This window comes from Frankia sp. CeTa3Moorea, from assembly GCF_978021225.1.
This window is the reverse complement of record NZ_CDXDOR010000025.1, coordinates 1-25,814: the sequence shown is the minus strand read 5'-3', so window position 1 is coordinate 25,814 and position 25,814 is coordinate 1. Positions and strand designations below refer to the sequence as shown.

Sequence of the window (25,814 nt, the reverse complement as noted above, 5' to 3'; positions counted from 1 at the left end):
ATGCTCGCTGTGATCCGTCATCGACGCCGCGGCCTCTTCATGTTGCGGTCAACAAGATCACCGAGACTCTCGCCAGGTCTTGGCAATTTCTCGCCGCACGGCCTTCGTCACTCGTCGGCCTCCAGCCAGCTCGACGAGATCATCGACATCGCTCTCGCGTCGAAGCGGCTCGGGTACTCCTCACCGTCGATCATGGGTGCCCTGTACGCCCACCCGCTGCGCTCCGCGGGCCAGCGTACGGCCGAGACGGTGGCGACCGCGGTGCCTCGCACGACGCGGCGTCCGCACCATGTCCTCACCGAGACGGGAGAAGCGTCGAGAGAGATCGGGGCCCATAGCGTTAAGCCTGGTCAGAAGGCTGTACGAGGCGGGAAGGCCACGAAGATCGTTGCGGAGGATGCGAGATTCGAACTCGCGAGGGGTTGCCCCCAACACGCTTTCCAAGCGTGCGCCCTAGGCCACTAGGCGAATCCTCCGTGGATGAGACTATCTGATCGTTGCGGGGTCAGGCACCGGGCCTGCCGCCGCGCCGCCCGGCAAACCTCGGGATTCATGATCGTCCAGCACGAGCTAGACTGCACAGCAGACCCCTCGTGCGGCGTTACCCTCGTGAACCCCCCCAGGGCCGGAAGGCAGCAAGGGTAAGCGGGCTCTGGCGGGTGTGCGGGGGGTCCTCTCGTTTCGCCGATCGTCTCGTCGAGCACGCGGAGCAGGCCAGTGAGCACAGCGTTGTACAACCGGTACCGTCCCGCGACGTTCGCCCAGGTCGTCGGCCAGGAGCACGTGACCGACGCGCTGCGCAAGGCCCTGCGCACCGGCCGCCTGCACCACGCCTATCTCTTCAGCGGCCCCCGGGGTTGCGGCAAGACCTCCTCCGCCCGGATCCTCGCCGCCTCGCTGAACTGCATCCAGGGCCCGACCCCTGAACCCTGCGGGGTGTGCGACGAGTGCGTGGGCATCCGGACGGGCGCCTCAATGGACGTCACGGAGATCGACGCCGCGTCGCACGGTCTCGTCGACGACGCCCGCGATCTGCGCGAGCGGGCGTTCTTCGCCCCCGCGTCGGCCCGGTTCAAGGTCTTCGTGGTGGACGAGGCGCACATGGTGACCGCGGCAGCGTTCAACGCGCTGCTGAAGGTCGTCGAGGAGCCCCCGCCGTACCTCAAGTTCGTCTTCGCCACCACCGAACCGGACAAGGTCATCCCAACCATCCGGTCCCGGACGCACCACTATGCCTTCCGGCTGGTTCCGCCGGGCGTGCTGCGCGAACATCTGGCGTCGGTCTGCGCCCGGGAGGGGGTCGCCGTCGATCCGGCCGTGTTGCCGCTGATCGTGCGGGCGGGCGCCGGATCGGTCCGCGACTCGCTGTCCGTTCTCGACCAGCTGCTGGCCGGCGCGGACGACGACGGCCTGCGCTACGACCGGGCGGTGGCGCTGCTCGGCATGACCGACGGCGTCCTGCTGGACGAGACCGTCGACGCGCTGGCCGACCGCGACGGCGCGGCCCTGTTCACCGTGGTCGACAAGGTCGTCTCCGCCGGTCACGACCCGCGCCGGTTCGCGACCGATCTCCTCGACCGGTTCCGCGACCTGATCGTGATGGCGGCCGTTCCGGACGCGGACGCCCGCGGCCTGCTGGAATCCTTCTCCCCCGACCAGATCGACCGGATGCGGGCGCAGACCACCCGGATGGGCCCCGCCGAGCTGTCCCGGACGGCGGACGTCCTACACAACGGCCTGGTCGAGATGCGGGGGACGGCGAGCCCACGGCTGATACTGGAACTGATCCTGGCCCGTGCGTTGCTGCCCACGGCGTCGACCGACCCGGCCGCGCTGCTCACCCGGTTGGAGCGGCTGGAACGGCGGGCCGTGCTCGGCGGGGAAGAACCGGAGCCGGGCCCCCCGTCCCCGCTGCCGGCCGGCCGGGCTCCCGCGCCGGTCCACCCGCCCGCCGCGGACCCGGAGCCCATGCCGCTGGCAATCCGGGCACCCGCTCGGAGCGGACCGGTGTCTCGACCGGCGGCGGGCCCCCAGCCTGGTTCGCCGGGTCCCGCGTTCACGTCGGGTGATCGCCCCTCGGGCCCGGCAGGTGTTCCGGGCATGGCAGGCACTCCGGGGACCTGGCGGATCGACGCCGCCGGTCTGCGGATGCTGTGGGATGAGGTTCTCGTGCTCGCCGGCCGCCGCAGCCGGAAGACGCATGCGATCCTGAAGGATCACGCGACCGTTGCCGACGTTCGAGGCGACGAGGTCGTGCTGGCCTTCGCCACCCCGACGATGGGCCGGATGTTCGGGCAGGGGAACAACGCCGAGCTGTTCTGTGCCGTGCTGGCTGAAAGACTCGGCGGGACCTGGCGGGTCACCGTCGCTCCCGCGGGCGGATCTGGTCGCGGCGGCGGGCGGCCCCGAGCGGGTCCCGGTCCGGGCGGCGGTGGCTACTCCGGCCATCCCGCCGCCCCCCCTCCCGCCGTCGGCCCCGGGGAGCAGGAGCATCGGCCGGGCGCCGGCTGGCCGGCCGGCCCGCCCGGTCCCTCCGAGGCCTCGGGGTTCGCCGGGTCGGGCGGAGCCCCCAGGCCCACCGGCCAGGCGGGAGCATCCCGCTCACCAGCACCAGCACCGGCACGGCCCGCCGGACCGGCGGGGTTGTCCCCCGACACCGGGAACGGCTACGGCGGCTCCACCGACGGAACCGAAGGCGGCACGACAGGCCGCGGCCCCGGCGGCAACGGCGACTCCCCCGGCACCGGGCACGGTCCCGCCGGCCTGGGCTCTGGTCCCGATGGCGGCCCCGGCCCCGATGGCGGCCCCGGCCCCGGGGGCGACAGGCCCTGGTCCGCCGCGGGCCGGGACGGCTCGTCGCCCGGATCGGCGAACGGGGTCGCCGCCGCTGCCAGTGCACCCCCCGCCGGGGACGAGCCGGGTCCGCAGCGTGAGGACGAGCCGTCCCTCGACGACGAGGACGTCCCGTCCGGTCCCGGCGGGGCTCGCGGGGGCGAGGAGGCCGCCGTGTCCCTGCTGCGGAGCGGACTGGGTGCCACGATCATCGAACAGATCTCGTCCGGCTGAAGGAGACGTAGGCTCATCGACATGTCTAACCCGCAGGACCGCGCCGGGAGTGGGGCCTCCGCCGGGGGCGGGGCGCTGGGGCAACTCTTCGAACAGGCGCAGAAGATGCAGGCCGCGATCCTCGCCACCCAGGAGGACCTCGCCACCGCCCGGGTGGACGGGACGGCCGGCGGCGGCTTGGTCCGCGCCACCGTCAACGGCGGCGGGGAACTAGTCAATCTGACGATCAGCCCCGAGGCGGTCGACCCTGAGGACACCGAGACGCTCGCGGATCTGATCCTCGCGGCGGTCCGTGACGCGACCACGAACGCCCACAAGCTCGTCGCCGACCGGATGGGCGCGATCACCGGTGGCCTCGGCGCGGGCGGCCCGGCAGGTCCGGGCGGCGCCGGCGGCCTCGGCGGACTCGGCAGCCTGCTGTCCGGTGGCGGCCTCGGAGGCCCCCTTCCGGGCGGTCCGGGCCTTCCCGGGCTCGACTGACAACCGGCGGCACCGGTGTACGAGGGCATCGTCCAGGATCTGATCGACGAGCTCGGGCGGCTGCCCGGCATCGGTCCCAAAAGTGCCCAGCGGATCGCGTTTCATCTGCTGGCCGCCGACCCCGTGGACGTCCGCAGGCTGGCCACCGCCCTGACCGAGGTCAAGGAGAAGGTCCAGTTCTGTCGGAGCTGCTTCAACGTGGCGCAGTCGGAACTGTGTCGGATCTGCGCCGATCCCCGCCGCGATCCGAGCTCGATCTGTGTGGTCGAGGAACCCAAGGACGTCGTGGCGATCGAACGCACCCGCGAGTTCCGGGGGCGGTACCACGTGCTCGGGGGCGCGATCAATCCCATCGGCGGTGTCGGTCCCGACGACCTGCACATCCGGGAGCTCGTCGCCCGCCTGGCGGACGGCACGGTGACCGAACTGATCCTCGCCACCGATCCGAATACCGAGGGTGAGGTCACCGCGTCCTACCTGGCCCGGCAGATCGCTCCGATGGGCCTGAAGGTCACCCGCCTCGCCAGCGGCCTGCCCATGGGCGGTGACCTCGAATGGGCGGACGAAGTGACCCTGGGACGCGCCTTCGAGGGACGCCGCGTCGTCAGCGCCTGACACCCCGGCCTGCTGTCACCGGTCCCGCCCCGAAGCCACCCCGGCTCCGCTGGCCCGCCGCCGGTCCCGCGTCGGGTTCGCCGGGGCCGCTGCGGCCGCTAGAACCCCAGGATGGGGGCGTAGGCCGAGCTGGGAATCGAGGCCAGGGTCAGCAGGACCACGCTGACGTCAAGATGGTCGGCCTCGGCGCTGAACACGGCGTGTAATCCTCTGGTGCGGTAGATCCGTACCTCGGGATCCCGGACGACCTGTACTCCGAAGACATTCGTCGCCCGTATCCACCAGACCCGCCCGGCCGCCCGGACCCTGACCTGACGGGCGTCCCGACGCAGCCCGGTCGTGAGCCGGGCGAGTCGGGTGGCCGGCAGGCGGGGCTGATCCAGATAGCCGATGATGTCACGGTCGGAGCCATGCACCACCAGCCGGACCGGCCGAGCCGCCGAACCCGGCTCGACGAGGTCGGCCTCCGCCGAGATCTCCCGGTCCCGCGGATACATCTCGGCCGCCCAGATCCCCTCGCCGTGCAGGACCCGTTTACCCTGCGGGCCAGCCCCGGGACGGCCGCGGGGCACCATGCCGCCGATGATCCGCCCGGCCCCTTCCAGCCGCCACGCGACGGAGACGACCAGCCCCGACGGCACCGGCGTGGCCAGGTCGCAGACGGCTGGTGGGTGGCATATGCGTAGATCACGGACGCGCCTATCCATCCACACCGCTCAGGTCTCCGGCGCCGCGACGCCCCGGACCCACGCCGCCGCGGTACCCCGGACCGCCCGGCGAACCGCCGTCCTCACCGGAGGACATCCCGGTAGCTTCTCGCACCCACGCCACCCAAACCTCAAAATTGATCACTCTAAGTTATCTCCCTTACGATACAGCAACCCTTCATCCATGGATTGCCGCCGAGTCGCTCCGCTACGCGGCCAGATGCTACGAGGCGCACCGATCTACCCATGATGCGCATTCGCCCGAGCATCTGCGCGGGCATCCGATGAATTCGTCGGCTCGCGCGTCGGCGTGGGAATCGGCCGGAGCATCGACGAACGCATCGAGACGGGCGGCAGCAAGAGCATTCAGAGAAGGTGGGACGGCGTCCGCGCGCACCTTCGCGCGAGCATCGGACGCCCGGATCCGATCCCGGGAGCGGTGGTACCCGCGCCCCCCAAACACGGAGACCACCAGGCGACCACTGATGGTGATCACCGGAAGGCTCCACCATCACCCCGCGGTACGCATCCTCCAACCGGGACGTCAGGGTAGGAGGTACCCGGCGAACGCTCTGCCGTCCGTCTGCCACCAGGAGGTCCTGAAATATGATCATCAGCTCACACGTCGGGGCGGGCGCTTTCGTGGGCATGGCGATCCGGCATCCGATGTCCGCCCTCGCCGCCGGCTTCGTCTCGCACCTGGTCATGGACGCGTTGCCCCACTGGGGAACGGGTCCGAACACCGAGCCGGAGTGGCTGCCGATCGCACGCAAGGACGGCGTGGCAGGGCTCGCGGCCATGGCCTTGTTGACGGCGTCCGCCCCCGCCGGGCGCCGACTCGCCGTCCTCGCCGGCATGACCGGTGCCTGCCTACCGGACACCGACAAGGTGGGCCGGTACTTCGTCGGGGTGAGTCCCTGGCCGAGCCGGTTCGACCGTTTCCACGAAGCGATCCAGAACGAGGCCCGGCACCGCCTGCCGCGCGAGATTGCGACGGCCGCCGTACTGACCACCGCGGGCACCCTGCTCCTGCGCCGACTCGCGACCCGCGGCGACTGAACGCGGAAGCTCAGCGCGCCTCTCCCGGCGAGGTCGCCGAACCCCCCGGTCCCTCCCGGATCCCGGTCCCTCCCGGATCTACGAACCAGATCCGGAAGGTCCGGCACCGGCAGGACGGTCCGGCACCGGCAGGACAGGCAAAACGGTCAGGGCAGCAGCACGGCCGCGCCGGTGACCCGGTCGGCGACGAGGTCGGCGAGGGCCCGGTCGGCCGCGGACAGCGGGTAGGGCGACACGGTCACCGCAAGCCGGTGCTCGGCGGCGATCGCCAGGAACTCCTCACCGTCGGTGCGAGTGTTGGCGGTCGTGCTGCGGACGGACCGTTCCTGAAACAGATGGTCGGAGTAGACGAGCGGCGGGATGTCGCTGAGGTGGATGCCCGCGATGGACAGCGTGCCGCCGCGGTCGAGCGCGGCGAGCGCCACCGGCACCAGGTCACCCACCGGGGCGAAGAGCACGGCCGCGTCCAGCGGCTCGGGCGGTGCGGCATATGCCTCGCCCGCCGAGGCGGCGCCGAGTTCCAGAGCGAGCTCGCGGGCCCGCGCCGAGCGCGTCATCACGTGGACGGTGGCGCCCTGGGCGATCGCCACCTGGGCGGCGAGATGAGCGGACGCGCCGAACCCATAGATGCCGAGCCGCCCGCCGGGCGGCAGCTCCGCCCGGCGCAGCGCCCGGTGGCCGACGATGCCGGCGCACAGCAGCGGGGCAAGCTCCGCGTCGCTGTAGCCGTCGGGCAGCCGGTAGGCATAGTCGGCGCGCACGCAGGCGTACTCGGCGTAGCCGCCGTCGACATCCCATCCGGTGTAGGTCGAGGCCGGGCAGAGGTTCTCCGCTCCGCGCCGACAGTACCCGCAGGTCCCGTCGGTCGAGGCCAGCCAGGCGATACCCAGCCGGTCCCCGGTCCGCACGCCGCTCACCCCCTCGCCGACTGCGTCGACCCGTCCGACGACCTCATGTCCGGGCACGGTGCGCGGTCGGTGCGGCGGGAGATCACCCTCTGCGAGGTGCAGGTCGGTACGGCAGACTCCGCAGGCGTCGACGTGGACCCGAACCTGGCCCGGCCCTGGCCGGGGCACGGGCAGCTCGGCCGGGCGCAGCGGGCGGGTGCTCATCGGCCCGGGAGCGGCTACTTGCCAGGCACGCATTGCCAGGCACGCACCCGCTCGGGTAGCTCAGATGTTGACGCCATGATCGCGTGCCAGACCACCGAGGTCGTTGTGACCCTGGCCGACGGCGCGGAACTTCCAGTCGGCGCCGTTGCGGTAGACCTCGCCGAAGATGACGACGGTTTCGGTGGAGTAGTCCTCGGACAAATCGTAGCGGACCAGCTCGTTTCCACCCTGGTCGACCACGCGGATGTAGGCGTTGCGCACCTGGCCGAAGTTCTGGTTCCGGTTCACCGCGTCGTAGATGGAAACCGGAACGATAATCCGGTCAATGTCGGCTGGAACCAACGCAAGGTTGACGATAACGGACTCGTCGTCCCCCTCGCCCTGCCCGGTCAGGTTGTCACCGGTGAGCGTGATCGCCCCCTCGGGGGACGCGAGGTTGTTGAAGAAGACGAAGTAGCCGTCGTTGAGGACCTTGCCGTCCGCCCGGACGCCGATGGCAGAGGCGTCCAGGTCGAAATCGGTCCCGGTGGTCGTGCGGGCGTCCCATCCGAGCCCGACGTTCAACGCGGTGAGCTGGGGGGTGCCGGCCTCGGCGGCCTGCTTCGTGAGGCTGACGTTGCCGCCCTTGGCAAGGCTGACTGCCATTGAGGATCGTCCTTCCTGAGCTGGTCCTCGGCGTCGGGGACCATCGCGTGGACCGCGTGCGTCGCAGTCGGTCGTCCGGGTAAGCCGGTCGTACGGGTAAGCCGGTCGTACGGGTGAGCCGGTCGTGCGGGTGAGCCGGTCGTGCGGGTGAGCCGTGGTGCGGATGTCATCACCCTGGCACACCGGAAGGAATACGCCCAGCACCCCGTCGCCGGGGCGACATCGTCCCGGCGGCGGAAAAGGGACACCGGACCAGATCCCGGCACGAACCGCCAGGCAAGGCCACCGGGCGACCGCACTCGGTTAGCGGCCGCGCTCGGTAACCTGGCTGCCATGGCGCTCTTGGTCGCGAAGTTCGGTGGGTCCTCCGTTGCCGACGCGGACCGCATCAAACGAGTCGCTGAGCGAATCGTGGAGAACCGGCGGGCCGGCAACGACGTCGTCGTGGTGGTCAGCGCGATGGGTGACACCACCGACGAACTTCTCGATCTGGCCGAACAGGTCTCGCCGCTTCCGCCCGCCCGGGAGCTCGACATGCTGCTCACCGCCGGTGAGCGGATCTCGATGGCGCTGCTGGCCATGGCGATCACCACTCTCGGCGCCGAGGCCCGCTCGTTCACCGGCTCCCAGGCCGGAGTCATCACTGATTCGGTGCACGGCAAGGCGCGCATCATCGACGTTACCCCCGGGCGGATCCGCACCGCCCTGGACTCCGGCGCGATCGCGATCGTCGCGGGCTTCCAGGGTGTGAGCCAGGACACGAAGGACATCACCACGCTCGGTCGAGGCGGCTCGGACACGACCGCGGTGGCGCTCGCTGCCGCGCTGGGAGCGGACGCCTGCGAGATCTACACCGATGTGGACGGCGTGTTCACCGCAGACCCGCGCATCGTCCCCGACGCCCGCCGCATCGACACGATCTCCTATGAGGAGATGCTGGAGATGGCGGCCTGCGGCGCGAAGGTCCTCATGCTGAGGTGCGTCGAGTACGCCCGCCGTTACAGCGTCCCCGTGCATGTCCGATCGTCCTTCTCGGCGAAGCCGGGCACGTGGGTCACCGAGATTCCGGAGGAACAGCTCGTGGAACAGGCCATCATCCGTGGGGTCGCGCACGACCTCAGCGAGGCGAAGGTGACGGTCGTCGGATGCCCGGACAAGCCCGGGGTGGCGGCGGCCGTGTTCCGGGCCGTGGCGGAGACCGACGTCAACCTGGACATGATCGTTCAGGTCGGCTCGGTCGCCGGGTCGGGGCGGACGGACATCTCGTTCACCCTGCCCAAGGCGGATGGACGTACCGCGCTCACCGCGCTCACGAAGGTCCAGAGCGAGATTGGCTTCGAGCGCACCCTCTACGACGACCACATCGGCAAGCTGTCGCTGATCGGCGCGGGGATGAAGTCACACCCGGGGGTGTCCGCCCGGTTCTTCGGCTCCCTCGCCGACGCAGGGGTCAACATCGAGATCATCTCCACCTCTGAGATTCGCATCTCAGTGGTGGTGCGCGACACCGACCTCCCGCTCGCCGTGCGGGCCGTGCACGGCGCCTTCGACCTGGGTGACCCGGACGGCGGGGCGATCGTGTACGCGGGAACCGGACGATGACGTTGGCGACGTCGCAGGTCCTCGAGACGGCGGCACAGCGCGGCAGCTGGACACGCCGCGGCGGCACAGTGGCGAATCAGGAGGATGGATCGTGACGAGTAACGAGGCGGGCCGGCGACCGACGCTCGCAGTGGTGGGAGCGACCGGCGCGGTCGGCACGGTGATGCTGTCGCTGCTCGACGAACGCCCCGGCATCTGGGGAGAGATCCGGCCGATCGCCTCGGCCCGATCGGCGGGGCGGACGGTACGGGTGCGCGGCGCGGGCGTCGTCGTCCAGGCCTTGGCACCGGAGGTCTTCGACGGCGTGGACGTGGCCGTGTTCGATGTTCCCGACGAGGTCTCCGCCCGGTGGGCACCGGTGGCGGCGGCCCACGGCGCGGTCGCGGTCGACAACTCCGGCGCGTTCCGGCTGGACGCCGACGTGCCGCTGGTCGTGCCGGAGGTGAACGCCGACCAGATTCCCGCGCGGCCGCGGGGCATCATCGCGAACCCGAACTGCACCACCCTGTCGATGATCGTCGCGGTCGGCGCCCTGCACCGGGCGTTCGGGCTGGAGTCGATGTTCGCGGCCTCCTACCAGGCCGCGAGCGGTGCCGGGCAGGCCGGCATCGACGCCCTCTACGACCAGCTCACCGTCGTCGGTGGCACCCGCGAGCTGGGGCGGACCGCCGGTGACGTGCGTAAGGCCATCGGTGAGGACGGCCTCGGCCCGTTCCCGGCGCCGCTGGCGCTCAACGTCGTGCCCTGGGCCGGTTCACTGAAGGACGGTGGCTGGTCCTCGGAGGAGTTCAAGGTCCGCAATGAGTCCCGCAAGATCCTGGGTATCCCGGATCTGCGGGTGTCGGCTACCTGTGTCCGGGTGCCGGTCATCACCACGCACGCGGTCGCGGTGCACGCCCGCTTCACTCGGCCGGTGACGGCGGACGAGGCGCGCACGGTGCTGCTGAACGCTCCTGGCGTCGCCGTCGTCGACGATCCGTCAGCTGGCGAGTTCCCGACCCCAGCCGACGTCGTCGGAACGGACCCGACCTGGGTCGGCCGAATCCGGCAGTCGCCGGACGACCCGCACGAGGTCGCGCTGTTCCTCTGCGGGGACAACCTGCGCAAAGGCGCCGCGTTGAACACCCTGCAGATCGCCGAACTTCTCGTGGCTGACGAAGCGATCGGCGGCTGACAAGCCGGCCCACACCAAACCGACATCACGTCTGACGCGAGACCTACGCGGCTCCACCGGTGAGGAGTCGAGCTGTACCTTTAATCAGGCGTTAAGTTTTTGGCCGAGAACCACGCCATGCGGGAACCGATGAACGCCCCGCGCTTTCCGGCTCGAGAAAATGATCGAGACAGCCAGGAAAAACATACCTTCTACCGAACTGTCGGATACCGAACTGGCCGAGAAGCGGTCAGCCCGCCCCAGGAGGACCTTGGGCGGGCTGGCCGTTGAAGTCTCTCGTGGCTCAGACGACGCGGACGGCGTCGGCCTGCGGACCCTTCTGACCCTGGGTCACCTGGAACTCGACCCGCTGGCCCTCCTCAAGTGCCTTGTAACCGTCCATCTGAATCGCGCTGTAGTGAACGAAGACGTCGGAACCGCCGCCGTCCACGGAGATGAAGCCGAAGCCCTTCTCCGAGTTGAACCACTTCACCGTGCCCTGAGCCACGTGCCGTTCTCCCTGCTGGTGCAGTCAGGACCCGCACCGCGCGGGCCCCGGGCCGAACGTCAGGAAGCTGCAAGAGACCCTGACGTTGTTCCGCCGCGCCTCGGTTGAGACGCGAACCGCCGAACTCCGGCCAGGGACGACGCTACACGGACGGAGGCCTTCGCGGGAGTCCTCCGGGCAAGGAAGTCCACTTCATGCCCCGGTCATAGAACAACGCAGCAGGTCCGGCCGCAGGCAGCTCCACCCGTCCCGTCCGGCAATCCGTCGAGCTGACAGGGATTTCCTGAGCGTGCCGACCCGTGGCGGATCGTCGTGCGCCCGATGGCCCGGATGTGGCGCACGGATGGGTGACGCGGAGGAGGTAATCGGTCAGACCACGGCAGAGCCCACCCGGCACGGCCCCGGGTCAGCGGATCCAGCGGCGGTGCCGGGCCGCCGAGATCGCGGGCCACGCATCGAAGAAGTCTCGTTCCGCCATGCGTGCCCGGCACTCCTCCAGGCCCAGCAGGACACCCAGAGTAAACGCGGTGGGGGCGCCCTGGGCCTGCGCTGCCGTTCCCCAGTCCCCCAGCAGCCTGCGCGCGACGGTGGCGTCCTGATGGGTTCCGAGCAGCTCCTGCGCGATCTGGGCCTGCTCGACCAGCCGCGCCGCGTCATTCCCGTACAGCGGCGCGACGGCCTCCGCCGCGTACCGCAACCGCTTGGCCTGCTTGCGGGCGGAATGCAGCAGTTCGTCCCGTTCCTGGCCGACCTTCAGAGCGGTCGCGGCGCGGACCTTCTTCGCCAGCTTCCGGTCGGCGCCGAGCAGCAGGTCGGGAAGGGCCTTGCCGGCCGGGCGGGCCGCCGCGGGGGTGAGCGGGCCCCGCAGCAGGGTGAGCAGGTTGGAGACGAGGGCGAAGTACCGGTCACTGCGCAACATGGCCAACGCCTCCGCCCGGCCGTTGGCCGTGCCGGCGCCGAGGTGCGCGGTGACCGTCTTGTGCACGGGCCCCGCGACCAGCTCGGTGGGCAGCTCCGCCAGGCGGGTCTCGAAATAAGCGGCCTGGACCTCGGCGTCGCGGGCGCCGGAGAGCGCGCCGGCGAGGTCCCGCAGCTCGCCGTCCAGGAAGAGCGCTCTCTCGGGCGGGAACAGCGGCGCGAACGTCCGCAGGGTGCTGCGGGCCCGACGGCAGGCGACGCGCATCTTGTGGACCGCCTCGGGCTCGTCGAGCCGCACCCGCGGATCGGCCGCGAGCAGAGCACGCGCCTGTTCGATCAGGTAGGCCCGTACCACCTCGCCCGCCGGCGTCCTGCGTCGTGGCTTGCGCGGCGGCGAAGGGACGTCCGGCCCGGGGCCGGCGGCCAGCGCCTCACCCAGGACCCGCGCAAGCTTCGAGGAGTCCACCGCCGGGGTGGCGCCCGCGGCCGTGAGCAGACCGGCGACCTCGTCGAGCACCTCGGGCCCGCCGTCGACGAGTTCGACCTCGATCTCCCGCCAGCTGCTCAGTACCGTCTTCTCCCCCAGAGTCTGCGCGGAGACCTGGTCATCGACGACCTCGGCCAGGTCGACTCCGACCGTGCCCCGCAGCCGGCGCGCTGTCCGCAGCGTCCGCAGCCTGGCGACCGGCCGCAGCTCGGCGCCGCGCAGATGGACCGACACCAGATCGACAAACTCCGCGGGAGGGCTGTACCGCGGGCCCAGGGTCACCCCGCCCACGCCCTCGTCGAGCGGGAGCTGGAGCTCGTCCCGCTCCCCCACCCGGACGGGCAGCTTGAGGTGCCATCCGGCGTCCGCTCCACCGGTCCGACGCCGCAGTGTGATCTTGTTACGGGCCAGCCGGAGATCGTCGCTGTCGTAGTAGACGGCCTCCAGACTGACGGTCTTGCGGGTGCGCGCGGTGGCGACGCCCGCGACCTCCCCTAACTTCGGGAGCACAAAGGTCGGTTCGACCGAGAACTTGCGCTCGATCTCGCGGATTCCGTTGACCATCGGTCCTCCCCGACCAGCCATACCGCGGCAGGCACTCGACGGCTACGCCTTCCGGCGCCCCGTGGCCTTCCGGCGCCCCGAACCCGCCAACGTTGACGTCCTCGAACGATCCACCGCCCCCGCGGTGCACCGTTGAGATATGCATCGTACGCCCAGCAGACAATCTATATTTCCCCACCCGTAACCTTAGCGCGACGCCGGGATCCAGGAGATCTTTCCGACCAACGCCACGTATCCGACGAACGCGACGGTGTCGATGAGTGCGTGGGCGATGACGAGCGGCAGCACCCGGCCGGTCCGCTGGAACAGCCGGCCGAACAGCAGGCCCATCGCGAGGTTGCCGGCGAACCCACCGAGCCCCTGGTAGAGGTGATAGGAACCGCGGAGCAGGGCGCTGGCCGCCAGCGCCCGGTTGGCCGTGACACCAAGTTCACGCAGCCGTACCAGCAGATACCCGGTGACGATGACCTCCTCGGCGAGGCCGTTCTGCGCCGCGCTGAGGACCAGGACCGGCACGCGCCACCACACGTCCGGCAAGCCCGACGGCGCGACGGTGAGGTTCGCCCCGCTGTGCCACGCCAGGAGGTAGAGGCCCAAGCCGAGCCCGCCGACCCCGGCCGCGATCGCCGCTCCCCGGCCGGCGTCGCGACCGGTGTGCCGGCCGTCCAGGCCGATCGCCCGCGGTCCGCCTCCGTGCCTCGTCAGCAGGTATACGGCGAGCAGCGCCGGCACCAGCCCGGTGACCAGGTCAGCGAGTTGGAGCGCGAGGTCGAGCCAGGGCCGTCCCGGCGCCGCCGAGGTGTTCAGCCGGGCCACCTGGGAGCGGACGGGTCCCGGCCGGGTCAGCACCCCGACGTAGCGGATGACCGCGAACAGCGCCGAGGTGGCGAAGGAGACCCCGAGCACGAGCCAGATCTCGACGACGAGCTGCCGGCGGGTGAGCGGCTCGCCCGCGATGACCGGCGCCTGAGCGGGGGCAGAGGTCACGCGACGACCGTAGCCCACCGCCACGGCGGGCCGGTCCGATCACTCCGCCGGTCCGATCACTCCGCCGGTTCTGGTCGGGAGAACAGCCGGAACAGCATCATCAGGGACGGCACGAGCACCACCAGACCGCCGACGATGGCGAACAGCATGGCCCGGATGTTCGCCGTCGGCGCCGCGGCCGTGTCGACCGTGGCCTGCCCGACCACCAGGTCCGGGTACTGGGCCACCGCCCAGCCCCAGAGCATCGCGCCGACAGCGAGACCGGCCGCGATGCGGGCGGCACCGAACTGCTCGCGCCAGAGTGCGACGAGGGCGCCGATCCCGCCGAGGGTGGACAGGGCGACCAGGGGAAGCGAGCGGTCCCTGAACCGGCCGGCGACCTCCGGGGCGTCCGCCCACAGGAGGGGCAGCAGGATCGCGGCGAGTGCACCGCAGAGCACGGCGCCGCCGATGGCCCGCCGGCGGAAGTCGGCCACCAGGTGCGCGGTGGCCGGGGAGGATGCGGCGTCCCGGCAGAGGTAGACGGCGGCGAGGAAGGCCGTCGCGGCAACCGCGAAGGCCCCGCAGACGAGCCCGAACGGGCTGCGCACCGGCGCGAACGGGTCGTCGGTCGACAGATCACCGCTGGCCAGGGCCGCACCGGCCACCCCGAGCGCGAACGGGGCGATCGTCGAGGACACCGCGAAGACGTGCCCCCACCAGTGGTCGGGACCGGCCCCACCCGCCCCGTAGGACCGGTACACGTACGCGGTACCACGCAGCACGATGCCGACGAGGGCCACGGACAGCGGCACCTCCAGGGAGGAGCCGATCACCCCGTAGGCCTCGGGAAACCCACTGAACATCGCCACCACGATGAAGATCAGCCAGACATGGTTGGCCTCCCACACCGGGCCGAGTGATGCCGAGATCAGTTTCCGCTGGTCGCCGGCGTGCCGTCCGCGTGCCAGCAGGTCCCACACCCCGCCACCGAAGTCCGCGCCACCGAGCAGCGCGTAGGCGGTGAGCCCTGCCACCATGATGATCAGAAGAAGGTCAGCGCTGGTCATCAGTCTTCTCCCCGCCCGCCGAAACCGGTGGTGCCGTCGGATCCCGTTCCCGTTGTCTCACCCGGGTGCGCCGAACCTCGGGATCCCTCGGGACCGCCGCCGGTGCGCCGCCTGCCGGACACCGGCGGTTCGACCGGCAGTTCAACCGGCAGTTCAACCGCCGGTTCGACCGCCGGTTCGACCGGCGCAGGTTCGGGCCGCGGCTTCGGGATGGACGGCGAATCGGAATCGGTTGTCCGCCCGGACCTGGCCGGGCTCGCCTGCCCCGCGCCGTGAACGGCCGTGCGGTGGACGCCCGCGGCGGGCCGCCCGGACCGGATCTCCGCGACGGCCGGGCCGCCGGTGGCCATCCGGCGCAGGATGAGGATCAGCGCACCCGCGAGCCCCAGGTACAGGACCAGGGAGCCGGCAAACATCGGCGCGACCCCGTCGGCGCCCGTCACCGCGTCGTGAACCCGCATATGACCGCCCACGATCCACGGTTGACGACCACCCTCCGTGACCTCCCAGCCAGCCATCATCGACAGCGCGGACGCCGGTCCCGTAGCCGCCGCGGCGAACAGCCACGGCCGCCCGGTGGGCAGCAGCGTCTTCTCGCCGCGACGGCGCCGGCGGACGACGGCGGCACCGGTCAGGGCGGACAGTCCGATCAGCGCAGAACCGAACCCGACCATCGTCGCGAACGACCCGTGCACCAGCAGGCCGTTCGGGCGCTCGTCCGGCGGGGCGGCGTCCAGACCGGTGATCACGTAATCGGTGCTGAATCCCTCCATCAGCGAGAGCAGACCGGGGATCTCCAGCCCGTAGCGGACCTCGCCGCTCTTGTCGTCGTAGAACCCGCCGAGGGTCAGCGGCGCGTGCGACCTGGTGTGGTAGAGCCCTTCCATCGCGGCCAGCTTGAACGGCTGGTTGGCCCCGACGACCCGGGCCGCCCAGTCCCCCACGATCAGCTGAAGCGGCGCGCAGACCAACACCACCGCCAGGCCGATCCGCAGCCCGCGCTGGTGGTAGGCGTCGCGGCGACCGCGCAGCATGCCGACCGCGTAAATACTGGCGACGGCCCCGCCGGTGCACATCAGCGCGGCCAGCAGCATGTGGACCAGCTGGGGCGGAGTCCCCGGACTCAGAAAGGGTGCGAACGGCTCGGCGGCGACGACCTTGCCGTTCACCTCGGTGATCCCCCGTGGCACGTTCATCCAGGCGTTCACCGTGATGATGAACAACGTCGACAGGGTGCCGGAGATAGCGATCGGCCACAGCGTGAGCCAGTGCGCGCGCGGCGACAGGCGCTTCCAGCCGTACAGGTACATCCCGACAAAGATCGCCTCGGTGAAGAATGCAAAGCCCTCCAGAGAGAACGACAGCCCGAGCGCACTGCCGTACTTCGACATGAACGCGGGCCAGAGCAGGCCGAACTCGAACGACAGCACCGTTCCCGAGACGGCCCCGACCGCGAACAGCACGGCGAATGCCCGCGACCACTTCTTCGTGAGCGCCAGCCAGGTCTCGTCACCGGTCCGCACCCAACGCCCCTCGGTGTAGATCAGCAGCCACGGCATGCCGACCCCGAACACGGCGAAACAGATGTGAAACGCGAGGGAGAACGCTGTCTGGGCGCGGGCAAGGTCGACGGCATCAGCGGCGAGAACCATGCGCACAGCTCCTTCGGTGGACCGCGAGGGGAAAAATCGGCCGAGAGCCAACCGATCCTCTACGAGGCATAGAGGTTTCTACGGTATGTAGCCAATTCTCCTGGCGACGAGCAAAGCGCAGTGAGCTCGATGACATGGTCAAGACCGACGGCACCACCGACGGCGCTGTCGAGACGTGCGCCACGGTCGACGGCACGGGGCGGGACCGGAAGACGCCTCCATTGCAGCCGTCAGTCTGTTCGATTGATGGCCCGTTCGGTGGATGGCTCGTTCGGTGGATGGCTCGTTCGGCGGATAGCCCGTTCGGCGGATAGCCCGTTCGATGGATATATAGTTTTATAAGTTATAAAGATGTTTCCTTTTAAAGAAATTCGGGCCGCATAAACGGCGGCGGATCAGTCAGCCGGCGGGTTCGCACTGGTCCGGAGAGCCGGGCGCCGGGTGGGAGCCGGGAGGCAGATCGGGGGCCGGAAGGCCGGCTCCTCCCCGACTCCTCCCCGACGGCCGGCACCGTTGCCGCGTGGCTGTGACGCAACAGGCCTCAACGAAGCACCCCGTTCGGTCCCACGAATGTTCTACGCCACGTAGGATTGGCACCATGGCGCGCCTGGGTGACCTCGAACGGTCGGTCATGGACGTGTTGTGGGCGAGCGACGGCTGGCTGACGGCCCGTGAGGTCGCCAGTCGTCTCCAGCATGAACGCGATCTCGCGTACACCACCGTGCTGACCGTGCTCGAACGGTTGGAACGGAAGGGATTCGTGCGGCGTCAGCGTTCGGCGCGCGCGCATCGCTACGCGGCCAGCGACAGTCGCGAGGCCGTCGTGGCCGAGGCGATGATGGAGGCGCTCGGCACGGCGGACGATCGTGGTTCCGCCCTGGTCCGCTTCGTGGGGTCGGTGTCCGCGGAGGAGGCCGAGATCCTTCGCCGTGCCCTGGAACCCGCTGGTCCCGGGGAACCCGGCATCTTCGTGCCTGACGGAGAGGTCCCGCGCGCCGAGGATCCGCAGGCCGAGGATCCGTACACGGAGGTCCGGCACGCCGAGGCCCGGCGCGGTCCGGCGATCGGCGACCCGCCCCGCAACGACCCGGAGCAGATCGTTCCGGTAGCCACCGACTCGGATCGAACGGCCCAGATTCCGCCCGACCACCGGTAGCGTTAGCCGGGACATGACGACCGCGGCACTTCTCGCCCTGTTCGCGGGCGTGTTGGCCTGGCCGGTCCCACGCCTGCTGGCCGCCGCGCGCTGGCCCTACCGATGCCCACGGGCGGCGATCGTGCTCTGGCAGGCGGTCGGTCTGGCCGGCGGGGTGTCGGCGCTGCTCGCGGCGATCGCGTTCACCGTCTCACCGCTGTCCGGCGACACCCCGACCGCCATCGCCGACCATCTCGACAACATCGCGGCCGGCGCGCCGCTGACGGGCCTGGGCCTGGTCAACCTCATCGGCCTCGCCGTGGCGGCGGCCTTGGCCTCCCGACTGTTCGGGGTGCTCGGCACCTCCACCGCAGCCACTCTTCGCGAGCGTCACCGACACCGCGACCTGGTCGATCTGGCCGGCCGTCGGCATCGCCGGCACGAGACCTGCGTCCCGCCCGACCATGCGTCCCATCATTCCGGCACAGCCGCGGACTCTGGCACAACCGCAGGCCCCGGCACAACCACGGACTCTGGCACAACCGCAGGCCCCGGCACAACCGCCGGCGGCGGGGGCGCAACCGGCTGCTGCCTGTGCGAACGCCGGGACCGGACTGGCATCCTGCTGCGTATCCTCGATCATCCCGTCGCGGTCGCCTACTGCGTGCCGGGGGTGCGGCACGCCCGGGTCGTGGTTTCCCGCGGGCTGCTGAACACCCTCGACGCCACCGAACTGGACGCCGTGCTCGCCCACGAGGCGGCCCACGTCGCCGGTCGTCACGACCTCGTCATCCAGCCGTTCGTCGCATGGGAGCGGACCTTCCCGTTCCTGGGCCCGGCCAGGGAGGCGACCGCGGCCGTCTCGCTCCTCGTCGAGATGCTCGCCGACGACGCGGCGGCCCGGCAGACAAGCCACCGATCGCTCGCGCGGGCCCTGGCCCGGCTGGGCGGGGCAAGGGCACCGGTCCCCGCCGGGGCGCTGGGGATCATCGGTTCTCCGGCCGCCGTGCTGCCCGCGCTCGGCTCCCACGATCCCACGGCGGTCGACGTCCGCGATTCCAGCCCGCCCAGCCCAGGCAGCCCAGACGCCGACCGGCCAGATCCCGACCGGCCAGATCCCGACGGGCCCCATCCCGACGGGCCAGACCCCGGCGGGCCCCACCTCGGCGATGCGGCGCCCGGCCGGACACGACCGGTCGGCGGCGGCCCCCGGCGCGGCACGGCCAATCCGGTCATCTCGCGGATCGCCCGGCTCCTCGACCCGCCAGAAGTGCCGTGGTGGATGCCGCCGTGCGCCTACTTCGGGGCGATCATCGTGCTCGCCGCGCCCCCGCTCATTCTCCTGGTCGGCTGACAAGACCCCGGTACGGGGCGTCCGGCCCCCGGCGACAAGACACCGATCATCAACGTTGCGCCATAGCTCGACAACGGAAGGCGATAATCTCTACTTTTTTTATTGACAAGCTGCGGAATGGTAGCTACTATCAGCGTCATGAGCCGGCGCCCGCTTCTGGTCTGCCGCCCGCTGTTGTCATGGCGCCGCGGCTTCGACGGAACCTGAGCACCGACACCGACACCACGGCGGCGGCCACGGCCGTCGCCGCCCTGGAGCGCCCGGCCACCGACGACGCTCAGTACACCACCGACGCTCAGCGCACCAGCGAAACCGGCGAAACCCGCGGTGCCGACGGCGCCGCCATCCGGATCCGCGGCCTGCGTCGCACCTTCGGGGATCATACGGTCCTCGACGGCCTCGACCTCACGGTCGCCTCCGGGGAGTTCGTCGCCCTGCTGGGCCGCAGCGGGTCAGGGAAGAGCACGCTGATCCGCATCCTCGGCGGCTTCGACGGCGACATCTCCGGCGAGGTTCTGGCCACCCGGCAGCGTTCGGTCGTCTTCCAGGAGGCCCGGCTGCTTCCCTGGAGAAGGGTGACGTAAGTAACATTTAGAGAAAGGTCCTCTGACCTGGGACTTTAGCGGCAAGTCTGATCCAGCTGCGGCCGCGATCTTCCCGCAAGGAAGATCGATTATCGCTGCTTGCGCGCACGCCCGACCGATCCAAGGTACCTTAGACTGTCGCCTGCTTACTTTTACAAGCGTTCTGCTAGCGGCCGGTAGGGGTCACACGGTTCCGGAGGACTCCATCCGGTCGCGGCATACGGAGGGGGTCCTTCCGGGGTGGCGGGGTCAGACACGGGGTGTTCCTGATCGTTGAGTGGACACAGAACAAGATCGCGCTAGCGGAAGCTAGCGCACAGCAAGCATTTAGCAAACAGCCCGGAATTCCGAAGGGAAACCGAGCTGAAATGCCGACTGTATTGGTTATTGGTTTGTCTTTCCCGATTATGCCGTCCCGGACCGGTTCCAGTCATGAACCCGGGTCAATATCTCAGCTACGTCTGACCGGTTCGCGTACGGCTCGACAGCCCGTGACCACTCAGCCATACGGGAAAATGCCGACGTACCCCCACGTCCACCCCACGTATCCAACGCTTGGCAGGCAAGCTCTATAGACCGGTCTAGGTCGCGGGTTGCTGGCCGAGCATACATAGTGGCAAGAGTGGCGAATAGCTGCCCCCGGAACTTGTCTGCCTGAATCGCGGACAGGAGGCCATGTGCAATTTTGCCGTGACCCTCGGCTTCGGGCACGTATCCGGCTAGCGCATAGGCAGACGTTGTATGGTGCCAAATTTCTGCCGTTGTCACACTGTCGAACCATTCTCCGATGACCGGTGACATCTGTTCCGGCGGCAAATCTGCGTACAGTTCAAACGCTTCAGACACCGCCCGGTTACATCCATCACGATCACCCATGAGAGCTTGCGCCGTTCCGAGTTGCAGCAGTAGACGGATGGCAACCTGTCCGGTCGGAGTGTGCTTGAGTCCGGTTTCAACAATTTCCTGTACCCGACTAGGTAGACCGTTGTGTATCTCTAGTGCCGCTAGCTCCGACTGTGCCACGGCACATACAATGGGGTCGCCAATCTCAAGCCCATGGCCATACGCGGATCGGGTCAGTCGAGCTGCGCCTAGCAGATCACCGCTTTCCCTTGTCGCGTCAGCCCGTATGAGCTTGGCACGCCCGACGATGCTTCCGATTGCCCTAGGGTCGCGGAACCGCTGGTCACTTTCGCGGAATGCCATATTGGCCGCTATGTCGATGCGTGCGGCCTGAACCATTGTCTGTCTCCATGGGGCGTAATCTTGCGTTCGTTCCACTTTTTTCAGTGCGCCGGTTAGTTCCTCCGGTGAGGGTAGGTACCCCCCGGTACCCCATGGCGGCATCGTCGGCACGGCACCTGCAAGCGCCGTACTGACCAACGATCCGAAGAGTTCGCGTCTGTCCGTATGATCATCCTCCTCTGGTGGTACGTCTTCGGATACAGCCTCGCCCGCCGCAACAGCACGTAGCTGGAGAAGTCGACCTTCCGAGAACGTAGCGGCATCTACGGCTGCAACTAGCCGTGGCGACGGGCACGGACCGAGACCGGACTCCGCCTGTTCTAGCCAGGGCACGGGGCACCCGGTAGCGGCCGACATCCCCCGCACATCCATGCCGTGCAGCTCACGTGCGGTACGTAGGGCTCGGGCTAGCCGGATGAGTGCGGGGTCCGGCTTGCGTGGCTTCTTCACACTGGCAGGGTAGCCGGGTTGCGACACCTTACGGTAGTGGTCTTCCCCGTGGTCCCATGTGCGATCTCACGCTGAGTAGCGGCTTCAGTATGACGTCCTATCATATGGCGCCATATAGTAGATTCTCAATATTGCCGAGGGCTTCCGCCTGGAAATCTGATTGATCGCTGGTGTAGAGGGATCGGTTCGGATCGCGTATCGATGTATGGTTCCGCTCTTTCTGTTCCTGTTTCTTATTCTCCGATGAACAGGTAGGTGTAGCCGTCGTGCCAGAATTCTAGGTGGAGACCGTTAGAGTAGCATGTGGGTAGGTCTTCCAGCGGGGTGAGGTGCGAATTTCGGTGTTTTGGGCGTTGCGGATACTGGCGTGTATCAGTGCCTCCATTTTAGAGAGGTAGCTGTCGGTCCGGGGACGGATGGCTTCCGGTGGGGGTGGGGTGCCGTATCGGATGGCTTCTGGTAGGCGGTCGTCGTCTCCCCATGGTGATGGGAGACGGAACGCGGCCACGAGGACATTGCCTGTTGTGGTGTGAAGAACGATGCCGGCTGGTTGGACCATCCATTTAGGCCTGGACATATTACCGGGTGAGCCATCCTAGCCATGCTCCGGCGATAACGGACGGCACGGCGACGAAAAGGACGACTACGGCGATAAAATACCAGGGGATTTTTCCGTCGGGCTCCTGGTAGAACCGGCTAAACATCGCGGGTCTCCTTTTTCCCTGGATGGGGTGGGTTTACAAGGGGACGGAAGGCGCTTGCGGGTGGCGGTGGGTTTTTGGGTCCGGGACGCGTGGATGGCATGCGGCCGTGCCCGTCTCCTGCATGATCACCGCGTGTGGTGTCATGCCCGGTGGTGAGTCGGTGGTCGATTTCGATGGCGAGCGCGGTTATCAGGTTTTTCTCGTGTGTCTTGCGGAAGGTGTCTCCCTCAATCCGGTAGTAGACGCTGGCGGCGTGGCGCCGTTCCGTTTTTGTGAGCCGCACTCCCATGCCACGCGGCGCGGGGTCCAGCGCGAGTAGTGCCCGTAGGGCTGACCCGCGTGGGTGACCTAGTGCCTGTGTGGCCGCGTGCAGCAGCCTCACGACCCCCCGCGCGCGCGCCCACTCGCCTCCCTGCGCTGCCACGAGGGCTAGCAGGCGTGGCGCGGCGTGGATGATGTCTTCGGGACCCCGGACGCCGTGATCGGCAAGCCTCCCAAGATCTTCTATGAGTCGTCGTTGGCGGTCATCGCCCGTCATGATCCGTCTTCCCGTCGTCCCGTGCATACGCCGTTGCGCCTGCACACAGCCTGCCAGTGATCGCACGCTCACGCATCCGGGTTTTTTCCGGGTTTGGTCCGGGTTGAGTCCGGGGTGTCCGTGCGCTGATGATCGTTCCGGGTTTGGTCCGGGTCCGGTCCCCCGGAATTCCGGATCCCAGCCACTAATACCCCCCGGATTTGCCGGTCTAATACCTGCGGTGCGGCTTTTCATCGGGAAACATGGGTGGTGTCCGGCGGGGCTGACGGAAACGGCCCCGAAGGCTTGCCCCCATCCCTCGGGAGTTCCTGTGTTCCTACTTCTTCTATTCCTTTTCCTGCTGGTTCTGGCCGTGCCGCTGTGGCGTTTCCTCGCGGTGTTCGTGCCGGTTTCCCTGGCCCTCTGGACATTTTCGTGGGCGGCCACGACATCCACCCCCGGATACGGCAAGTACTTCATCGCTATCATTTTCATTCTTCTGGCCGCGCGGGCTATTACGAAGTGGACGCACAAGCCGTGACCAGAATGCACCGCGTTCTCTTCTGGACAGCCCTTGCAGTCTGGCTCGCCGATCTTTTTCTGCTAGGTGTCCTAGCCGGATACAACCTGCACCATGAATACCGTCCGCGGCCGTGCCCGACGCCGGTTGGCCGTGCCATTCCCGCGTTTTCTTTCTCCCCTCTCCCTTCCCTTTCGCGAGGTGACTGCTGTGTTCGATGATCGCGAGCTTGCCGTCCTTGAGAAGCGCGCGGCCGACGCCTTCGACACCCATATGGACGGCTACACGGCAAGCGCAGTCCTCCACGACATCTTCATGGACATTCTGGGCCAGGACGAAAAGGGTATCGAAGCAATCCGGTACGTACAGAGCTTGCTGAAAACCCACCGGGACAAGACCCTCGCGGAATGGCTGACCGCTCAGGATCTGTGGTTGTTCGCGGCAGGCATCGCCTGTGACACCAACTTTGACGATGACGAAGACGAGGCCAACCACTGATGATTCCCTTTTCCATTCTCTTCCTGCTTCTTATCGTTGTCATCGTCATGATCCGCGCGTTTGACCTCAACCCGTGGCAAGCGTTCGTCTGCGCCGCGCTCGGTTTCTACGTCGCACAGTCCAATTTCTCGGACACGTTTCAGGGCATTCTCAACCAGATTTTCGGCATATTTTCCTCTATTCATCTGTAGGCCGCGCGGGGGTGTCCGGCTTCCGGACACCCCCGTTTTCCTCTGAGAAGAGAAGCCATGCCACGAACCCACACCAACGATCAGCGTCGGATGACACGGGAAATACGGCGGATGCGCCGCTACATGCGCCGTTCCACCCGACGAAAACTCCGGGAGAACCACTCCGGCCCGATGGCCGTGACCAGTATCACCGGTTTCTTCTGGCGGTTCCGCAGCGAAATACTCCCGTTCTATATCGCTCTGTTCCTGGCGGTGTCCGCCACGGTGGCACACCGGGCGTGGGGCACCGGTGCCGTGGTGCTGGTAACCCTGTTCAGCCTGGCTACGGCGTGTGTGGTGGCACGCAGGATGCCGCGCCGGATCGAACGCGCCTACGCCGTGACCGTGGCCATCCTCGCGTCCGGATGGTGGTCAGCCGCCGCGATTCTCAGCCCTGGCCACCCACCCCTTCCCACCCTGCTCGTCACAGCCGGCACTGTGGCCGCTATCCCATGGTGGGCACATCGGCGCCGACGTGAACGGGTCCGGGTCGAGCGCACCATGCAGGCGTGGCCTGTCCTCGCCGAAAACGCGGGGCTTTCCGGTTCACGGGTGATGTCCGCGATAGTAGATGCGTGGGGATATACCGCGCGAGTGGCGCTACGCCGTGGCATGTCCGCCCGTAGCGCCATCGCCCGGAGCGACGAAATAGCCTCCATGCTCGGTGTCCGGCCGAACTCGGTACGGGTGACCGCCGATCCCGACCGTGAAGACCATGTCATCGTCCGGGTGACAGAAACCGATCCTCTGGCACGCCCGAACCCCTGGCCCGGACACAGCGACCACCCCGCGACGATCACCAAACCGATTGCTATCGGCGTTTCCGAGGATGGCACGGCCGTAACCGTTCTTCTCCTCCGTCGCCATGTTCTCATTGGTGGTGTAGTGGGCTCCGGTAAATCCGGTGTGGTGAACACGATCCTCGCCGGGCTCATTCCCGCAGACGATGTGACCGTCTGGGGAGTGGACCTGAAAGGCGGCATGGAACTCGGCCCGTGGGCGCAATCACTCGGCAGGCTCGCGACCACACCGGACGATGCCCTAACCCTCTTCACCGCCGCATGGGAAGAACTGAACCGGCGCACCCGCGAGCAAGCACAGCGCGGGGAAAGGACCTGGAACCCCACCCGGGAACGCCCGGCACTCGCGATCTTGGTCGACGAATTCGCGGAACTTCCCCCGGAAGCGCTGAGCATAGCTGATTCTCTGGCCCGTCTCGGCCGCGCAGTCGCGGTCACGCTCATCGCTGCCACGCAACGACCAACCCAAGACGCGATGGGAAACGGCGCTATCCGTAGCCAGATGGACATCCGGATAGCGCTGCGAGTCCGGGAACGCGCCGACACAGACCTCATTCTCGGAGTAGGCGCCTACAAAAGTGGTTGGCGAACCGACGCCTTCACCCTTCCCGGCGTGTTCCTCATCCTTGACCCCGACCACACCACGCCCACACCCCACCGTGCCTACCTGCTAGACGACGACACCGTGGCGGATATCACCAGCCGCTATCCCACGCCACCGGCTCTACCCGCCCGGTCGGACGGGCCGCACACGGACCATAACCCCGACCCCGGTAGCGCCCTATGGACTGCCCTCACGGCAACGCCGGACGGCGCCAGCGTGCCCGACCTGGTGACCGCCACCGGCCGGTCCCGTCGATGGGTGTACTACGCCCTACAGCAGCTCCAGGAAGCCGGCAAGGTGCGCCAGGCCGCGCCCGGCCGTTGGCACGCCACCCCCGACCGCCCATGACCTACCGTCACGGAACCGGTGTGCACACCCCCGTGCAAACCACCGTGCAACGCCGTGCACCCCGGCGTGCATGCACGGCCCTACGCGCGCGCGTGCGCGCCTACGCGCGTAGGCACCCACACACCCCCACCCGTGCACACCACGGCACATCGCCACAGACAGTCACATCACCGGGCGGACCCACCCCGCACCCCTACACGCGGGTAGGGCACACCCACACC

Annotated in this window: 23 protein-coding genes, 1 tRNA gene, 1 other RNA gene and 1 pseudogene; 15 read left to right on the top strand and 11 right to left on the bottom strand. The window is 68.6% G+C overall.

From position 1 onward, the window contains the following. Window positions 1-107: 107 nt before the first annotated feature. Window positions 108-272: a hypothetical protein gene (locus AC08OV_RS07300; protein ID WP_476613471.1), complete on the bottom strand. Its 165-nt coding sequence runs from the start codon at window positions 270-272 to the stop codon at window positions 108-110. Between the two features lie 119 nt (window positions 273-391). Continuing rightward, a tRNA-Ser gene (locus tag AC08OV_RS07295) sits at window positions 392-476 on the bottom strand. Window positions 477-582: 106 nt separating this feature from the next. Between AC08OV_RS07295 and ffs the strand changes: the two genes are divergently transcribed. The 4 genes from ffs (at window position 583) to recR (ending at window position 4,161) form a co-directional block, all read left to right on the top strand. Continuing rightward, window positions 583-679: signal recognition particle sRNA small type (gene ffs, locus AC08OV_RS07290), an RNA gene on the top strand. Between the two features lie 38 nt (window positions 680-717). After that, a complete protein-coding gene (locus AC08OV_RS07285) occupies window positions 718-3,066 on the top strand; it encodes a DNA polymerase III subunit gamma and tau (RefSeq protein ID WP_476619474.1) in 2,349 nt (782 codons plus the stop codon). A 21-nt stretch (window positions 3,067-3,087) separates the two neighbouring features. After that, window positions 3,088-3,546, top strand: coding sequence for a YbaB/EbfC family nucleoid-associated protein (locus AC08OV_RS07280; RefSeq protein ID WP_476619473.1), 459 nt, complete (start codon window positions 3,088-3,090; stop codon window positions 3,544-3,546). Between the two features lie 15 nt (window positions 3,547-3,561). Beyond that, entirely contained in the window at window positions 3,562-4,161 is a 600-nt protein-coding gene (gene recR, locus AC08OV_RS07275) for a recombination mediator RecR (RefSeq protein WP_476592777.1), read from the top strand. Window positions 4,162-4,259: 98 nt separating this feature from the next. Here the strand turns inward: recR and AC08OV_RS07270 are convergent, their stop codons facing one another. Beyond that, window positions 4,260-4,868 carry a hypothetical protein gene (locus tag AC08OV_RS07270; RefSeq protein WP_476613553.1) on the bottom strand — a complete coding sequence of 203 codons (609 nt, stop codon included), beginning with the start codon at window positions 4,866-4,868 and terminating at the stop codon, window positions 4,260-4,262. A 606-nt stretch (window positions 4,869-5,474) separates the two neighbouring features. Here AC08OV_RS07270 and AC08OV_RS07265 point away from each other — a divergent pair. Further along, window positions 5,475-5,927, top strand: a complete 453-nt coding sequence (locus AC08OV_RS07265) for a hypothetical protein (RefSeq protein WP_462187030.1) — start codon at window positions 5,475-5,477, stop codon at window positions 5,925-5,927. Window positions 5,928-6,073: 146 nt separating this feature from the next. Here AC08OV_RS07265 and AC08OV_RS07260 read toward each other — a convergent pair whose 3' ends face one another. Next, a complete protein-coding gene (locus tag AC08OV_RS07260) occupies window positions 6,074-7,072 on the bottom strand; it encodes a zinc-dependent alcohol dehydrogenase family protein (RefSeq protein ID WP_476613552.1) in 999 nt (332 codons plus the stop codon). A 27-nt stretch (window positions 7,073-7,099) separates the two neighbouring features. Then, window positions 7,100-7,684, bottom strand: a complete 585-nt coding sequence (locus tag AC08OV_RS07255; protein WP_476613551.1) for a TerD family protein — start codon at window positions 7,682-7,684, stop codon at window positions 7,100-7,102. A 333-nt stretch (window positions 7,685-8,017) separates the two neighbouring features. Here AC08OV_RS07255 and AC08OV_RS07250 point away from each other — a divergent pair, with 333 nt between their 5' ends. Then, the gene (locus AC08OV_RS07250; RefSeq protein WP_476613550.1) at window positions 8,018-9,286 is read left to right on the top strand and encodes an aspartate kinase; all 1,269 of its coding nucleotides are present in this window, start codon (window positions 8,018-8,020) and stop codon (window positions 9,284-9,286) included. Window positions 9,287-9,377: 91 nt separating this feature from the next. Next, entirely contained in the window at window positions 9,378-10,460 is a 1,083-nt protein-coding gene (locus AC08OV_RS07245) for an aspartate-semialdehyde dehydrogenase (protein WP_476599250.1), read from the top strand. Window positions 10,461-10,743: 283 nt separating this feature from the next. Here the strand turns inward: AC08OV_RS07245 and AC08OV_RS07240 are convergent, their stop codons facing one another. From AC08OV_RS07240 to AC08OV_RS07220, 5 genes are all read right to left on the bottom strand, one after another. After that, on the bottom strand, window positions 10,744-10,947 hold the full coding sequence (locus AC08OV_RS07240; protein ID WP_009740954.1) for a cold-shock protein: 204 nt from the start codon (window positions 10,945-10,947) through the stop codon (window positions 10,744-10,746). A 406-nt stretch (window positions 10,948-11,353) separates the two neighbouring features. Then, window positions 11,354-12,916 (bottom strand): CYTH and CHAD domain-containing protein, encoded by a 1,563-nt coding sequence (locus tag AC08OV_RS07235; protein WP_476613549.1) that lies wholly within the window; start codon window positions 12,914-12,916, stop codon window positions 11,354-11,356. A 186-nt stretch (window positions 12,917-13,102) separates the two neighbouring features. Next, window positions 13,103-13,903: a CPBP family intramembrane glutamic endopeptidase gene (locus AC08OV_RS07230; protein ID WP_462203199.1), complete on the bottom strand. Its 801-nt coding sequence runs from the start codon at window positions 13,901-13,903 to the stop codon at window positions 13,103-13,105. A gap of 56 nt (window positions 13,904-13,959) precedes the next feature. Continuing rightward, the gene (locus AC08OV_RS07225) at window positions 13,960-14,952 is read right to left on the bottom strand and encodes a cytochrome d ubiquinol oxidase subunit II (RefSeq protein WP_476613548.1); all 993 of its coding nucleotides are present in this window, start codon (window positions 14,950-14,952) and stop codon (window positions 13,960-13,962) included. Further along, the gene (locus AC08OV_RS07220) at window positions 14,952-16,604 is read right to left on the bottom strand and encodes a cytochrome ubiquinol oxidase subunit I (protein WP_476613547.1); all 1,653 of its coding nucleotides are present in this window, start codon (window positions 16,602-16,604) and stop codon (window positions 14,952-14,954) included. The genes AC08OV_RS07225 and AC08OV_RS07220 overlap by 1 nt, the downstream gene beginning before the upstream one ends. A gap of 598 nt (window positions 16,605-17,202) precedes the next feature. Here AC08OV_RS07220 and AC08OV_RS07215 point away from each other — a divergent pair. The 3 genes and pseudogenes from AC08OV_RS07215 to AC08OV_RS07205 form a co-directional block, all read left to right on the top strand. Beyond that, window positions 17,203-17,760, top strand: coding sequence for a BlaI/MecI/CopY family transcriptional regulator (locus tag AC08OV_RS07215; RefSeq protein WP_476613546.1), 558 nt, complete (start codon window positions 17,203-17,205; stop codon window positions 17,758-17,760). A gap of 13 nt (window positions 17,761-17,773) precedes the next feature. Further along, window positions 17,774-19,093 carry a M56 family metallopeptidase gene (locus AC08OV_RS07210; RefSeq protein ID WP_476613545.1) on the top strand — a complete coding sequence of 440 codons (1,320 nt, stop codon included), beginning with the start codon at window positions 17,774-17,776 and terminating at the stop codon, window positions 19,091-19,093. A gap of 179 nt (window positions 19,094-19,272) precedes the next feature. After that, a pseudogene (locus AC08OV_RS07205) lies at window positions 19,273-19,668 on the top strand (ATP-binding cassette domain-containing protein); the annotation flags it as partial. Window positions 19,669-21,950: 2,282 nt separating this feature from the next. Here AC08OV_RS07205 and AC08OV_RS07200 read toward each other — a convergent pair. Then, entirely contained in the window at window positions 21,951-22,076 is a 126-nt protein-coding gene (locus AC08OV_RS07200; protein WP_023842165.1) for a hypothetical protein, read from the bottom strand. Window positions 22,077-22,524: 448 nt separating this feature from the next. Between AC08OV_RS07200 and AC08OV_RS07195 the strand changes: the two genes are divergently transcribed. The 5 genes from AC08OV_RS07195 (at window position 22,525) to AC08OV_RS07175 (ending at window position 25,593) form a co-directional block, all read left to right on the top strand. Further along, window positions 22,525-22,674, top strand: a complete 150-nt coding sequence (locus AC08OV_RS07195) for a hypothetical protein (protein WP_476619472.1) — start codon at window positions 22,525-22,527, stop codon at window positions 22,672-22,674. A 250-nt stretch (window positions 22,675-22,924) separates the two neighbouring features. Continuing rightward, window positions 22,925-23,134 (top strand): hypothetical protein, encoded by a 210-nt coding sequence (locus AC08OV_RS07190; protein WP_023842166.1) that lies wholly within the window; start codon window positions 22,925-22,927, stop codon window positions 23,132-23,134. 93 nt (window positions 23,135-23,227) lie between these two features. Beyond that, window positions 23,228-23,611, top strand: a complete 384-nt coding sequence (locus tag AC08OV_RS07185; RefSeq protein WP_476619471.1) for a hypothetical protein — start codon at window positions 23,228-23,230, stop codon at window positions 23,609-23,611. After that, entirely contained in the window at window positions 23,611-23,802 is a 192-nt protein-coding gene (locus tag AC08OV_RS07180) for a hypothetical protein (protein ID WP_011434612.1), read from the top strand. The genes AC08OV_RS07185 and AC08OV_RS07180 overlap by 1 nt, the downstream gene beginning before the upstream one ends. Before the next feature lie 378 nt (window positions 23,803-24,180). Next, window positions 24,181-25,593 carry an FtsK/SpoIIIE domain-containing protein gene (locus AC08OV_RS07175; RefSeq protein WP_476619470.1) on the top strand — a complete coding sequence of 471 codons (1,413 nt, stop codon included), beginning with the start codon at window positions 24,181-24,183 and terminating at the stop codon, window positions 25,591-25,593. The last annotated feature ends 221 nt before the right edge of the window (window positions 25,594-25,814 follow it).